Origin of the sequence: Tropicibacter sp. S64, from assembly GCF_049803835.1 — a bacterium.
Classification (GTDB): Bacteria; Pseudomonadota; Alphaproteobacteria; order Rhodobacterales; family Rhodobacteraceae; genus Pacificoceanicola.
The window spans coordinates 282101-296131 of sequence record NZ_JBNAGK010000005.1 but is presented as its reverse complement, the minus strand read 5'-3'; the positions used below and the strand labels follow the sequence as shown (position 1 = coordinate 296131).

The following is a 14031-nucleotide window of genomic DNA, read 5'->3' as shown; positions in this document are numbered from 1 at the left end:
ACCCGCGCGGCCGGGCCGGAACTCAGCCAACCGAGCCCCGGAAGCAGGGCGGGGGCTCCGCCCCCGCACCCCCGGGGGACGTCCCGGACCGGACCGGTGTGCTCCGGACCCGAGGCGCGTTTGGTGCGCAACTCCGGCGTTGCGCCTGTCCCGGCGTCGGTCAGGGGTATTTCAGCCAAGAAGAAACCTGCGTGTTCTGCCCTCTCCGGCGTGGGTTTGTTTTCCCAAAAGTCGCATTCGTTCGCGTCGCGACCCGCTTGACCTCTCCTGCGGGCTATCCTAAGTCAGGGCACAGCGCGGGCGTTGTGTAATGGTAAGACCCTTGCCTTCCAAGCAAGAGATACGGGTTCGATTCCCGTCGCCCGCTCCAAAATCTCCCCGAAATTCGGTGAAATCCCCCGTGCGTGCGGCAAACCGGGTGCTTGACCCGACCGTCTGACGTGGCAAAAGGCCATGACGGACCGAGGAGAGACCATGGCGCGCGGAACCACTGTGAACACGAGCGAGGCGGAACGCGAGAAGTCGAAGCGGCTGGGCTCGCTCGGAGCGCTCTGGCCGTTCCTGCGGCCCTACAAACTGCTGATGATCGCTTCGATCTGTGCGCTGGTCGTCACCGCCGGTATTTCGCTGGCGCTGCCGATGGCGGTGCGGCGGGTGGTGGACAACTTCAACGTCTCGGACGGGGCGCTGCTGGACAAGTATTTCGCCGCCGCGCTCGGCTTTGCCGGGTTGCTCGCATTGGGCACCGCGCTGCGCTACGCCCTGGTGACGCGGCTGGGCGAGCGCGTGGTGGCGGATATCCGCAAGGCGGTGTTCGACCGGGCCATCGGCTTGTCGCCAGCGTTCTACGAGCAGATCATGACCGGCGAGGTGTTGAGCCGGATCACCACGGACACCACGCTGATCCAGTCGGTCATCGGCTCCTCCGTCTCCATTGCGCTGCGCAACATCCTGCTGTTCTGTGGCGGGCTGGTGCTGATGTCGCTGACCTCCGCCAAGCTGACCGGCCTCGTGCTGCTGATCGTGCCCGCGGTGGTGGTGCCGATCCTGACGCTGGGGCGGAAGCTGCGGACGCTCAGCCGCGAGAACCAGGACTGGATCGCGGCCTCCTCCGGCAATGCTTCGGAGGCGCTGACCTCGGTGCAGACGGTGCAGGCCTATACCCATGAGGCGCTGTCCCGCGCCGCCTTCGCCGATGTGACGGAAAAGAGCTTCGACGCGGCGCGGCGGCGGATCTGGACCCGGGCGCAGATGACGGCGATCGTCATTTTCCTCGTGTTCACCGGCGTGGTCGGCGTGCTCTGGATCGGGGCCTGGGACGTGCGGGCCGGGGATATGACCGCCGGGGCGTTGATCCAGTTCGTGGTCTATTCGGTGATGGTCGCAGGCTCGGTCGGGGCGCTCTCGGAGGTCTTCGGCGAGTTGCAGCGGGCGGCGGGCGCGACGGAGCGGCTGGTGGAATTGCTGCGGGTCGAGGACACGGTGACCGATCCCGCGACGCCGAAGCGGCTGGCGGAGCCGGTGCGGGGCGAGATCGTCTTCGACGCGGTCTCGTTCAACTATCCGGCGCGGCCGGACATTCCGGCGCTCGACGGGATCGACCTGCGGATCGCTCCGGGTGAGACCGTCGCGCTTGTCGGCCCTTCCGGCGCGGGCAAGACCACCATCGTGCAGCTGATCCAGCGCTTCTATGACCCGCTGGCCGGGCAAGTGCGGCTCGACGGCGTGGCCCTGCCGGAGATGGCGCGGGACGAGTTCCGCCGTCACATCGCGCTTGTGCCGCAGGACCCGGTGATCTTTGCCGCCTCGGCGCGGGACAACATCCGGTTTGGCCGCCCGGGTGCGACGGACGCGGAGGTGGAGGCCGCGGCGCAGGCGGCGGCGGCGCACGAGTTCCTTGCCGCGCTGCCCGATGGCTATGACACCTGGCTCGGGGAGCGTGGCGTGATGCTGTCCGGCGGGCAGAAGCAGCGGGTGGCGATTGCGCGCGCGATCCTGCGGGACGCGCCGGTGCTGCTGCTGGACGAGGCGACGAGCGCCCTCGATGCGGCGAGCGAGCGTCTGGTGCAGGCGGCGGTGGACACGCTCGCGGAGGGGCGCACGACGGTGATCGTCGCGCACCGGCTCGCGACGGTGAAGAAGGCGGATCGCATCGTGGTCATGGAGGACGGGCGCATCGTGGCGCAGGGCACGCATGACACGCTGGTGGCCGAGGGCGGCCTCTATGCCCGGCTGGCGCGGCTGCAGTTCACTGACGGGATGGCGGCGGAGTAGCGGCACCCCGGACGCGGACAGCGACGGTCACCCGGCCACGGCGGCCTGCAGGTCGAACACCGGCAGCAGGATCGCCAGCACGATCACCAGAACCAGCCCGCCGACCAGCATCATCAGCATCGGCTCCAGCAGCGCGGCGATGCGCTTGCGCTCGGTGGTCAGGCGATGCTCGGTCAGGGCGGCGGCGCGGTCGGTCATGCGGGCGAGACGCACGGAGACCTCCCCGGCGGCGATCAACTGGCGGGACACGGGCGGCAGGATGCTGAGCGCCTCGAGCGCCGAGGCGAGGGACTGGCCCTGCCGGACGCCGGTGCCGACCTGCCGCGCCTCGTGCTGGAACTGCTCGATGGTCAGGACGGAGGCGGCGCTGTCGACGGCGCTCAGCACCGCGTGGCGCGAGCCGAGGACGAGCGCCAGCGTGCGCATGTACTGCACCGCTTCGGAGAGCCGGGCGAGACGGCCGAGGACAGGGGTTTTCAGCAGGATGCGGTCCTTTGCCCGTTTCAGGGCAGGCACCCGGGGGATGGCGAGGATGAGCGCGGCGCAGGCGACGAGGACCGCGGCCACGATCTCCCAATGCGCCCGGATGAAATCCGAGACGCCCATGACAAACACGGTCAGCGGGGGCAGTGGGCGGCCGGTCATCTCGAACATCGACACGATCTCGGGGGCGACATTGACCATGAGGATGCCGCAGACCATGAGCGAGACGGCAGCGACGAAGGCGGGGTAGATCAGCGCGGTGGCGATCTGGGCCTTGCCGGTGTTCTCGTTTTCGAGGTGGTCGGCGAGTTCGCCCATGACGCCGGCCAGCTCGCCCGCCTCCTCGCCGGCGCGCAGGGCGGCGATGTAGTAGGGGGGAAAACCTGCTCCGGACCCTTCGAGCGAATCCGAGAGCGCCGCGCCGTCCAGAAGTTCCGCCCGCGCCTGCGCGGCGACGGCTTCGAGCGCCGGGTGCCCGCCGGTCCGGACTGCCTCCAGCGCTGCGTCCACGGGCAGTTCCGCGGCCAGCATCACCGCCATCTGGCGGGTGAACACGGCTTGCAGATCGGGGATCAGCTTGCGGGCAAACAGGGACTTGCGCCCGGTCTTCGTCACGCCGGTCTCCGTCAGGTCGGAGGTGAAGAGGTCCTGCCGGGCCAGTTGCTCGGTGGCATGGGCCTCGGTTTCCGCCACGATGGTGCCGGTCTTGCGCCGTCCGGCGCTGGTGTAGGCGGTGTAGCTGTAGGCCCTCACGTGGCGTCCCCGACGACCCGCAGCGCCTCCTCAAGGCTGACCTTGCCCTCCGTCACGGCGAGCAGGCCCTGTCCGGTCAGCGTATCGCCGGGGGCAAGCGCGATGGCCTTGATCGCGGCCTCGCTCTCGCCTTCGTCGATGGCGGCGCGCAGGCGCTCGTCCACCTCGGTGATCTCGAAGATGCCCATGCGGCCGGTGTGGCCGGTGCCCTTGCATTCGGGGCAACCGACGGGATGGTACGTCACGTGCGGAAGCGCGATGCGATGGCGGTCGAAGAGGCGTTCGTCCTCGTCCGCCAATGCCTGCGGCTGTGAGCAATGCGGGCAGAGCTTGCGCAGCAGGCGCTGCGCGATGACGCCGCGCAGGGTGGCGGCGATGAGGAAGTTTTCGAGGCCAAGATCGCGCAGGCGGACGATGGCGCTGACGGAACTGTTGGCGTGAAGGGAAGAAAACACGAGATGGCCGGTGAGGGCGGCCTGCGCCGCGGTGCTGGCGGTCTCACCGTCGCGGATCTCGCCGACGAGGATGACATCCGGGTCCTGCCGCAGCGTGGCCCGAAGACCGGCGGCGAAGGTCATGCCGATCTCGGAGTTGATCTGGCTCTGGCTGACGCCGGGCAGGTCGTATTCGATGGGATCTTCGACGGTCACGATGTTGCGGGCATCGCGGTCCGCGAGTTGCAGAAGGCTGTAGAGCGTCGTCGTCTTGCCCGCGCCGGTGGGGCCGGTGGCGAGGATCACCCCGTTGGGGAAGGCGGCGAGGCGGCGCAGGAGTTTTTCCTGCGTTTCCGACAGGCCGAGGTCCTTCAGCGGCATGAGGCCGGTGGAACGGTCGAGAATCCGCAAGACGATGCGCTCGCCGTAATGGCCGGGCAGGGAGCTCACGCGGGTGTCGATCACCTTGCCGCCGAGCGACAGGGGAATGCGGCCGTCCTGTGGCAGGCGGGTTTCGGCGATGTCCAGCCCCGCCATGACCTTCAATCGGGACACGATGCGGCGCACCGGCACGTCCGGGCGGTTCATCATCTCCTGCAGTACGCCGTCGATGCGCACCCGCACGCGCAGGCCGCCCTCGTGCGGTTCGATGTGCAGATCGGACGCGCCACTCTGCACCGCCCGGCGCAGGAGCTGGTTGACCAGCTGGATCACCGGCGCGTCGCCCGGCTCGTCCAGCAGGTCGCGCTGGCGGCGGGCGAAGGCGGCTTCTTCGAGATCGAAGCTGATGTCGTCCCCGGCGGCGGCGCGGCTGTGCGCACCATCGCGGTAGGCATCGGCCAGCGCCTTGTCGAAGGCCAGCTGATCGACCTCCACCACCTCGACCGGATCGAGACCGACCCGGCGCTGCACCTCGCGGATGCCCAGTTGCGTGGCGTTCGGCCCGAGCGTGACCCGCGCCCCTTCCAGCACGACCTGCTGGTCCTGCGCGAAGGAGAACGGCAGGTGCCCGGTGCTGGCGTTACTTTCCGTCGAAGCGGAGGCGTCCGGGGAGCGGGGGGAAGTTGCGGCTTTGGGCGACGTCATCAATGAATCCGGCATCAAAAGGTTGGTTCAGGTCAACCCCGTCGAACGGCAGGGAGTTGATCGTCGATGTCGGGTAGTGTCCATCATCCAGCGGCGCAATGGAAGCCGCCGTATCCTTGGCCTTGCGGGCGATTTCCTGGGAGATCCTGCGGGCCTCGTGGTCGTTGGAGACGACCTGCGGGCGCATCATCACCAGAAGCACGCGCTGGTTGCGGTTGGCATTCTTGCCCCGGAACAGCCCACCGAGGAGCGGCAGTTTGGACAGGCCCGGCACCGCCTGCTGCGCCGTGCCGTTGCCGTTCTCCAGAAGACCGCCGAGCATGATGACCGCGCCGTCGCTGACCAATGCGGTGGTCGAGAGCGACCGTTTGGTGGTGATCTCGCCGCCCGAGGAGGCGTTGGAATTGGTCAGGTTGGAAACCTCCTGCTTGATGAGCAGGCGCACGGTGCGGTCGGCGTTGATCTGCGGCGTGACGTTCAGGGTCAGGCCCACGTCCTGCCGTTCGATGGTCTGGAAGGGATTTTCCACGGCGGTGTCGGAGACGGTGGAAAAGGAGCCGGTCACGAAAGGCACGTTCTGCGCCACGATGATTTCCGCCTCCTGGTTGTTCAGGGTCAGGATGGACGGGGTGGACAGCAGCCGCGTGGAATTGACGGAGGTGATGGCGGTCAAGAGGCCGACGAAGCCGTCGTTGCCGCGCCGCCGGTCGAGGCCGATCACGCCGCCGTTGCCCGGGTCCGGGACATTGCCGGCGTTGAGGCTGGAGACGAGGTTCACGAGGGAGGAGCGGCCCGGCAGGGTGAACTGCGTGCCGCCGATCAGCGCGTCGTTGAGCACCGCGCCGAATTGCGCGGAGAGGTCCGAGAGGCCCTCGACGGTCATCTCGAAGATCACCGCCTCCACCAGCACCTGCGTCGGGCGCTTGTCGAGGTAGCGGACCATGTCGGCAATCTCGTTGATGCGCTCACGCGGGGCGGAGATCAGCAGGGAGTTGGTCTGCAGTTCCGGCACGATGCGGATGGGCGCGCGGGTGCCGGTGGGGTCCTCGGTCGTCAGCGTGCGGGTGACCACATCGGCGATGGAGGCGGCATCGGCGTAGTTCAGCGCGATGGCGCGGCTGACCACGGTGTCGCCCTGCCGGTCGAGTTCGTCGACCAGCACGCGGATGCGGTGGCGCATGCCCTCCGAACCGGAGACCAGCAGCGCGTTGGAGCGGCGGTCGACGCTCACCGCCGCGCCGGTTTCGATGATCTCCATGGATTGCACAACTTGCAGCACGTCGGCGGCGGTGGCGTTCTGCAGGCGGATGATCTCCACCGGCTGGGCCGCCTGCGGCTTGTCGAGCTGGTCGATCAGCGCGGTGATGCGGGCGATGTTGGCGGCGCGGTCCGACAGGATCAGCCGCTGCGAGTTCGGCACGGAGGAGATGATCGCCTCGGAGGGCAGCAGCGGGCGGACCACCTCGATGGCCTCCTGCGGCGTGATGTTCGTGACCCGGATCACGCGGGTCTCGAAGCCGCCGGGCAGGGCGGTGACACCGGAGGCCAGCTCGCGCGCGGTGTTCATCGGCACGATCCGGTCGGCGCCGACCCCTTCGACGATGGTCAGCCGGTTCAGTTCCAGAACCGACAGGAAGACCTCGTAAAGGTCCGCGCTCGACATTTCCTCGGGCGAGAGCACGGTGACGGTGCCGCGCACGCCGGGATCGAGCACGTAGCTGCGTCCGGTCGCTTCGGAGACGATCTCGACGAAGTTGCGCAGATCCGCGTCGCGCAGGTTGAGCGTCACCTGTGCGCGGGCCTCCATGGCAGTCAGACTGAGAAACAGGGAAAGGATAACGAAAACAATCGGTTTGAGCCCGAAGGTCCAAGAGGATGGACTCGGGGCGTGGCCGGCAAACGGCCCGTGCCGCATCGCGCGCTGCATCATGCTCTGCTCACTGCTCTTCGGGGTTGCGGCCGCTGATGGCCCCCCGCTTTGTGTATTTTCACCGGAGTCTAGGCGAAACGCTTTGCAAACGCACGGGTTTTAGACAGCCGGGGCGTGGTTTGGGCGAAGCCTTGCCGGGGAAGTGCTGCAATTTTGCATCCCTTTTTGCAAAATGCTTGCGCAAGTTGCCCTCCGGCGCGAGGATTTCCGGGCACACGTTCCGGGACCGCCGCCATGACCACAATCGCCTGCATCGACACGCCCGTGGAGGCTGTCGAGACCATTCTCGCCCGCCACCACGCGCTGATGCGGTCGCAGAGCCCCGAAGAGAGCTGCCACGTGATGACAGCGGACGCGCTGCGGGCCTCGGGCGCGAAGGTCTACGCGCTGTGCGACGCGGAGGGGGCGATCTGTGCGGTCGGGGCGCTCAAGCCGATCGGCGGCGGCGGCGTGGAGCTCAAGTCCATGCATGTGCTGGCGGAAATGCGGGGCCGGGGGCTCGGCGCGGCCCTGCTCGGACATCTGCTGGACGCTGCCCGCGGCGCGGGGGCGACGGTCGCTTATCTCGAAACCGGCTCCTATTCCGAGTTTGCCGCGGCGCGGAGCCTCTATGAGCGCGCGGGCTTCGAATATTGCGCGCCCTTCGGCGACTACCTGCCCGACCCGAACAGCGTCTTCATGCTGCGCAGGCTCTGACCGTCACAACGGCGCGGCAGGCTTTCCAAGACCGCCCGGTTCGGGGCGTGCGGCCTGTCGGCTTTGCCGGATAGGGCGGGCGAGGACGATCCGGGGCCGCCCCGCACCACCCCGATCCGGGCAAAGGTCTGACGGCTTGCCCACCCAACGCGGAGCGTCTAAACGTGGTGCCACGCACGAGGACCCTTAGCTCAGCTGGATAGAGCAGCCGACTTCTAATCGGCAGGTCGAGGGTTCGAATCCTTCAGGGTCCGCGTGCGCTGCGCCGTCACGGTGTGGGGTGCCAATGCACCGCAGCGGCGACCGATCCGGCAACGCGCGGGGAGCGGCGAAGCAACCCTCTGTCGGCACGCAGATTGCAGCCGTGAGCGCGTCTTTCGCCTGCCCCGAATTTACCTGTCGGTCAGGTGGACCGCCTCCCAGTCCAGACCGAAGCGGGCGAGGTACTTCTTCAGGCGGTCGGCATCGTTTGTGGTGGAGCGACGAGCGCGTGAGGCGGCGAAGAGGGCGCGTCCTGCGGCGCTCAGGGTCTGCGAGGACCGGCAGGTGCGGATGACCCGGGCCAGCTGCACCTGGTCGAAGAGGTCGATCTCCGCGGCCCTCGGCCCCAGAATATCCGCGATCAGGCGGTAATCGTCGTCCGCCGCCGCATCGTGCCAGCTTTCGCGCAGGCGGCCGATTTCCTCGTCCACCATGGCGCGGGTGATGCGTCCGCGCGGGGCGAGGGTACAGAGCCTGCGGATGGAGCCGGAAAGGTCGCGGAAGTTGCCGGGCCACGGGGTCGACGGATCGGTGGCAAAGCGCAGGTAGTGGTCGCGGGCGTCGGTGTTGAAGCCGGTCTGCACACCGAGTTCGCGTTCCGAGCGTGCCAGTTCGAAGGCGAGATTGGGAGCGAGATCCTCCGGGCGGCGGCGCAGGGGCGGCAAGGCGAAGCGCCAGGTGTCGAGCCGCGCCAGAAGGTCCGGGCGAAACAGCCCGGCGGCGCTCAGCTTGCGCAGGTCGCGCCCCGCTCCGGCGATGATGTGAAACCGGCTGGATCGCAGGGTATCCGAGCCGACGGGGTAATAGCTGCCGGTTTCGATGGCGTGCAGCAGCACCGCCTGCGCGTCCAGCCCGAGCATGTCGATCTCGTCGAGGAACAGCGTGCCGCCATCCGCCTCGCGCAAGTGGCCGTTGCGCTCGGTCCCGGCGATGCCGGTGTGACTGCGCCGTTGGCCGAACAGGGTCGCCATCGCGTCCGGCCCGTTCAACGTGGCGCAGTTCACATGCACCATGCGCCCTTTCACCCGCCGCCGGTCCAGTTTCAGATTGTGGATACGCGCCGCGAGGTCCGTCTTGCCGGTGCCGGTTTCGCCCAGCAGCAGGATCGGCGCGTCGGATTTGCTGGCCACCAGTTCGATGCGGTCAATCAGGGCGTTGTAGGCCGGGTTGCGCGTCTCGATGCCGCCTTTCAGCTGGTCGCTGTATTCGCGCGACATCTGGTCGAAGCGCTGTTGCAACGCGTTGTACTGCGACAGGTCGAGGTCGATCACGTCGAACGTGCCGATCTCGCCTTCCTCGCGCGGCGGTCCGGTCTGGATCAGCCTGGCCGGGATATGGCGGCTTTCGGTCAGCAGGAACCAGCAGATCTGCGCGACGTGCGTGCCGGTGGTCAGGTGGACGTGGTAGCGCTCGCGGTCCTCGTCGAAGCCATACTCCTTCGCGAAATCGAACAGCTTGCCGTAGACCTCCTGGAAGTTCCACGGATCGTCGAGATCGAGGCGCTGCAGAAGCACTTCGGTGTCCGGGGACGCGGCGCGCATCTCCTGCGCGACGCCGTGCGCGAGGCGGCTGAACTTGTGATCGTAGAGCAGCTCGAAGCGGTCGACGGCGAAGCTGCTTTGTTCCAGCAGGCTGCGCGAGGGCTTCCACTTGCGCCTTTTCCCGGAATCGAGCTGGGTTCCGAGGAACCCGATGACCACATTTCTCAAGTGACTATCCAATGATATAAGATACGATATTCTTGTATCGTATATTCGCCGGAACATTCAGGCAAATGTTGATTTTGTCAAATGTAATCAGATGCTTGTGCGAGAGTCTTCTTTTTCTCGGCCCCTGCGCCCCGCCGTGGCACAACAGGTCCACCGAAGAGAGAAGGATGAGAGCAATGGCGAACAAATCCGTATTTGCATCGATCAGGGGCCGGTTCGCCAGGGCGGACACCGTGAACGCCGAAGGCGTACCGGCCTACCGCCATTCCGATGCACATGCCCTCGCGCAGGTGGCCATGACCGGCACCTTTGGCGGCATGTTCTACACCGATCCGGCGGAGGAACTGGAGTATGTCGTCGATCTGGCGGAAACCGTCGATCCGGTGACCCTTGCGAAAACGGCGATCTACGCCCGGACGGAAGGCTACATGAAGGACATGCCGGTCGTGTTGCTGGCGGTTCTGGCGCGGTGCGATCCGGTGCTGTTCCGGGCGGTTTTTGGCCGTGTCGTGGACAACGGCAAGATGCTGCGCACCTTCGTGCAGGTGATCCGCTCCGGGACGACCGGGCGCAAGTCGCTCGGCTCGGCGCCCAAGGCCATGGTGCAACATTGGCTGAACACGGCGTCCGACCGGGCGCTGTTGCAGGCCAGGATCGGCAATGACCCGTCGCTGGCGGATGTCATCAAGATGGTGCACCCGAAGCCGGCGTCGAAGGAACGTGAGGCGCTGTTTGCCTGGATCGTGGGCCGCCCGTGCGAGGCGCATCTGCTGCCGCAGGCGGTGCAGGACTGGATGGCCTGGGGCAAGGCCGGAAAGGGTGCGGTGCCGGATGTGCCGTTCCAGATGCTCACGCAGCTGCCGCTGACGACCCGGCAATGGGCCGGGCTGGCGCGGAACGGCTCGTGGCAGATGGTGCGGCAGGGGCTGAACACCTTCCTGCGCCACGGCGCGTTCGAGGACCGCAAGACCGTCCGCCATGTGGCCGCGCTGCTGCGTGACCCCGAGGCGATCCGCAAGGCGCGTGCCTTCCCGTACCAGCTGATGGTCGCGGCGCAGCATGTGTCCCCGGAGATGCCGGAGGTGATCGTGGACGCCCTGCACGAGGCGATGGAAGTCGCCGTGCAGAACGTGCCGAAGGTGAAGGGGCAGGTCGTCATCTGTCCGGACGTGTCCGGCTCGATGTTGTGGCCTGTCACGGGCCACCGACCCGGTGCCTCGTCGAAGGTTCGCCATGTGGACGTGGCCGCGCTTGTCGCGGCATCGTTCCAGCGGGTGAACCGCGGCGCCACGGTGCTGCCGTTCGAGGTGGGGGTCCGCGATCTGCGCCTGCGCAAGCAGGACAGCATCCTGACCAACGCCGAGAGGCTGGCGTCGCTGGCCGGGGGCGGGACGAACTGTTCCGCGCCGCTGAAATGGCTGAACGATCGCGGCCGGTCTCCGGACCTCGTGGTCTTCGTCTCGGACAACCAGTCCTGGGTCGATGCCGGGAACGGTCGTCAGGGGACGGCGATGATGGCGGAATGGGAGCGGCTCAAGCGGCGCAACCCGAAGGCCCGCCTCGTCTGCATCGACATCGCGCCCTACGGCACGACGCAGGTGCAGACACGGCAAGACGTGCTGAACGTGGGCGGTTTCTCCGATGCCGTCTTCGGCCAGATCGCCGCTTTCGCCGAAGGGCGCACGGGGGGCGATCACTGGGCCCGCGAGATCGACAGGATCGCGGTCTGAGATGAGGTCCCGGATCAGGTCCGGGACTGCGATGCGCATGGATCCGGCGGCGGGACGTCCTGCCGCCGGGCACCGACACACGAAACACGTCGGGCGGAATGCCTGCGGGAGTACAGCTGCAACCTGTTCATCCTCTCGCAAACCCCTTGTCCGCCCGACCCCAACACAAAGGAACACCCCCGGCGAATGCCTGTGGAACTACAGATTGTTAATCTCCGGGTCGCGGGTTCGAGTCCCGCCATGCCTTCGGGCGTGTAGCTCAGGTGGTAGAGCAGGTTCGTTTCACACCCCATCTTGTCGCCGGGGTTCACATCAAATCGGCAGGGGGAATGCCTGCGGGACTACAGTCGAACACCTGTCAGCCATGTCCCGCACTCCGTTTGTCCCCCTGACCTGACACAGAAACGAAAGGAACGGTCCCGGCGAATGCCCGAGGGAACTACAGCGCTCCACAATCCGGGGTAGCCGATGGGGTTCAATTCCCCTCCTTGCGGGCGCCTAGACGGCAAACGCCTGTTCGCGGACAGGCGGGGCGGGTCCCGGAGGTTTCCTCACGGTCACCTCCCGTGGCCAGTTTGTCGCCGGGACCTGAATTGACGACGCGGGGAATGCCCGCAGGACTACAGGTAGACGCGGGGGCCTTTGAGCCTCTGGCCGCAAGGCTTTGCCGGTTCAAACCCGGCCCGGGGCAACCCGGTGGCGGAAAAACTGTCCTGCGCAAGACTTGTCCCGGTACGATGGAAGGAAAGACTATGAGTGAAGAGATCGAAATCGGGCAATTCTGGGCTGTTCCTGCAAGTGCAGCCGCGCCGCCGCTTTTGGTTGGCGTGTTCTCTATCGACGAGGACGGGAATGGGGGAACGGTTGTTGGCGTATTCGTCCAGCCCCATCCCCAAGCCCAAGAGAGCGGATGGCCGACGGTAGACCACATGCCGCTGAATGCAGAGACCCTTGGACTGGTGCATGCAAGGCTGGTCAGATCCGGGGCATCGGCGGGGACCCGTTTTGAAGAGGGATACGGTCAATGGGCCAGAGCCTTTGCCGATGGCAAGGCGGGTGTTTTTTCGATCCCGGTATCGGAGGCCTACGCCATGGTCGCAGGCGTTGCAGAAAACAAGGATGTGAGATGATGAGTGAGACGATGACATACGACCCCGTCACCGGCGCGCATCTCAAGGAATGGGGGCATCGTCCGGGCAAGCAGTTTCCGGAGCTTCTGGCCCGCGCCAATGCGATGCGGGCAGAGGGCTATGGCCTTGTGAAGATCCGCATGGAACTCGACGGGGAAATCCCCGCCGTGCCGCCGACCCTGGACCTGCGCGCACCCGGCGCTGTGGCCTTTCACGAGACCATCGAGGCGCAGGATGCCGATGAGGAGGACAACGTCACGAAGGTTCGCGAGACCATGACCGAACTGATGCGCACCCCCACCATAGAGGCCGGGGCGATCATGCCCGACGCCTGCCCGGCCGGGCCGGTGGGCACGATCCCCGTTGGCGGGGTGGCAGCGGCGCGGAATGCGATCCATCCGGGCATGCACTCGGCGGATATCTGTTGCTCGGTGATGATCACCGATCTGGGGCATGCCGATCCGAAGGCGGTTCTGGATGCGGCGCAGGCGGTGACGCACTTCGGCCCCGGCGGGCGGCCGCAGGGCAAGCGCTTTACCGTCTCGCTGGCGCTGCTCGATGCGTTCCGGGCGAATCCGTTTCTCGACTCCCCCAAGGCGCTGCGCATGGCGCAGGAGCACATGGGGACGCAGGGCGACGGCAACCACTTCCTGTTTGTCGGGCGTTCGCGCAAGACAGGCCGGACGGCGATTGTCACCCATCACGGCTCGCGTGGTCCGGGGGCGGTCCTGTACAAGTCGGGGATGATCGCGGCGGAGCAGTTCCGCAAGCAGCTGTCGCCGCAGACGCCGAAGCAGAACGCCTGGATTCCGGCGGACAGCGAGGAGGGCGCGAACTACTGGGCGGCGCTGCAACTGATCCGCAAATGGACCAAGGCCAACCACAACGCCATCCATCAGGCGACGGTGGACGCCGTCGGTGCGGAGGTGGGGGACCGGTTCTGGAACGAGCATAACTTCGTCTTCAGGCGGGGTGACCTGTTCTACCACGGCAAGGGGGCGACCCCGGCCTGGGATGGCTATGCGGCGGATGCGACCGGGCTGACCCTCATCCCGCTGAACATGGCGGAGCCGGTTCTTGTGGTGCGCGGGAAGGATGCGGCAAAGGGGCTGGGGTTCAGCCCGCATGGCGCTGGGCGCAACTACTCGCGCTCGGAGCATCGGCGGCGCATGGGGTCCGTGACGCCGGAGCAGATGCTGATGGCGGAGACGCAGGGTCTCGACGTACGCTTTCACGCGGGCGGGGTCGATGCTTCGGAGCTGCCCTCCTCCTACAAGAAGGCGGACAGCGTCGTGCGCCAGATCAAGGCGCACGGCCTGGCCGAGATCGAGGATTACATTGATCCTTACGGCTGCATCATGGCGGGCGACGTGCCGCCGTTCTGGAAGACCAGGCCGAACAAAGGACGGCGGGCCTGACCGGCCCGCCTGACACCGGCCGCTGCACGGGTGCAAGCGAGCGGGTGCCTGTCCCGGTCCATTCCCGCGTTGCCGTAGCCCATGCCGGTCCGGGTGGCAGCGCTGGTTTGCCTCGTTTCGCAACAAA

9 protein-coding genes and 2 tRNA genes are annotated in these 14031 nt (G+C 66.9%); 7 read left to right on the top strand and 4 right to left on the bottom strand.

The window, feature by feature from the left end; translation table 11 throughout:
- Positions 1–296: 296 nt before the first annotated feature.
- Both ACP159_RS10595 and ACP159_RS10590 read left to right on the top strand, forming a co-directional pair.
- A tRNA-Gly gene (locus tag ACP159_RS10595) sits at positions 297–370 on the top strand.
- Between the two features lie 104 nt (positions 371–474).
- The gene (locus ACP159_RS10590) at positions 475–2274 is read left to right on the top strand and encodes an ABC transporter transmembrane domain-containing protein (protein WP_425099658.1); all 1800 of its coding nucleotides are present in this window, start codon (positions 475–477) and stop codon (positions 2272–2274) included.
- A 27-nt stretch (positions 2275–2301) separates the two neighbouring features.
- Here the strand turns inward: ACP159_RS10590 and ACP159_RS10585 are convergent, their stop codons facing one another.
- From ACP159_RS10585 to gspD, 3 genes are read right to left on the bottom strand one after another with little or no spacing between them, the layout of a single operon-like run.
- Entirely contained in the window at positions 2302–3510 is a 1209-nt protein-coding gene (locus tag ACP159_RS10585) for a type II secretion system F family protein (RefSeq protein WP_425099657.1), read from the bottom strand.
- On the bottom strand, positions 3507–5030 hold the full coding sequence (locus ACP159_RS10580; protein ID WP_425099656.1) for a GspE/PulE family protein: 1524 nt from the start codon (positions 5028–5030) through the stop codon (positions 3507–3509). Before ACP159_RS10580 ends, ACP159_RS10585 begins: the two co-directional genes overlap by 4 nt.
- The gene (gene gspD / locus ACP159_RS10575) at positions 4966–6837 is read right to left on the bottom strand and encodes a type II secretion system secretin GspD (protein WP_425099655.1); all 1872 of its coding nucleotides are present in this window, start codon (positions 6835–6837) and stop codon (positions 4966–4968) included. The genes ACP159_RS10580 and gspD overlap by 65 nt, the downstream gene beginning before the upstream one ends.
- A 357-nt stretch (positions 6838–7194) precedes the next feature.
- Between gspD and ACP159_RS10570 the strand changes: the two genes are divergently transcribed.
- Positions 7195–7656: a GNAT family N-acetyltransferase gene (locus ACP159_RS10570; RefSeq protein ID WP_425099653.1), complete on the top strand. Its 462-nt coding sequence runs from the start codon at positions 7195–7197 to the stop codon at positions 7654–7656.
- 180 nt (positions 7657–7836) lie between these two features.
- A tRNA-Arg gene (locus tag ACP159_RS10565) sits at positions 7837–7910 on the top strand.
- A 138-nt stretch (positions 7911–8048) separates the two neighbouring features.
- On the opposite strand, the gene rtcR is transcribed toward ACP159_RS10565, so the two are convergent.
- Positions 8049–9617: an RNA repair transcriptional activator RtcR gene (rtcR, locus tag ACP159_RS10560; RefSeq protein ID WP_425099684.1), complete on the bottom strand. Its 1569-nt coding sequence runs from the start codon at positions 9615–9617 to the stop codon at positions 8049–8051.
- A gap of 185 nt (positions 9618–9802) precedes the next feature.
- Here rtcR and ACP159_RS10555 point away from each other — a divergent pair, with 185 nt between their 5' ends.
- The 3 genes from ACP159_RS10555 (at position 9803) to ACP159_RS10545 (ending at position 13904) form a co-directional block, all read left to right on the top strand.
- Positions 9803–11356, top strand: coding sequence for a vWA domain-containing protein (locus tag ACP159_RS10555; protein WP_425099652.1), 1554 nt, complete (start codon positions 9803–9805; stop codon positions 11354–11356).
- A 752-nt stretch (positions 11357–12108) separates the two neighbouring features.
- Positions 12109–12486 (top strand): hypothetical protein, encoded by a 378-nt coding sequence (locus ACP159_RS10550; RefSeq protein WP_425099651.1) that lies wholly within the window; start codon positions 12109–12111, stop codon positions 12484–12486.
- On the top strand, positions 12486–13904 hold the full coding sequence (locus ACP159_RS10545) for an RtcB family protein (RefSeq protein WP_425099649.1): 1419 nt from the start codon (positions 12486–12488) through the stop codon (positions 13902–13904). The genes ACP159_RS10550 and ACP159_RS10545 overlap by 1 nt, the downstream gene beginning before the upstream one ends.
- Positions 13905–14031 lie beyond the last annotated feature (127 nt).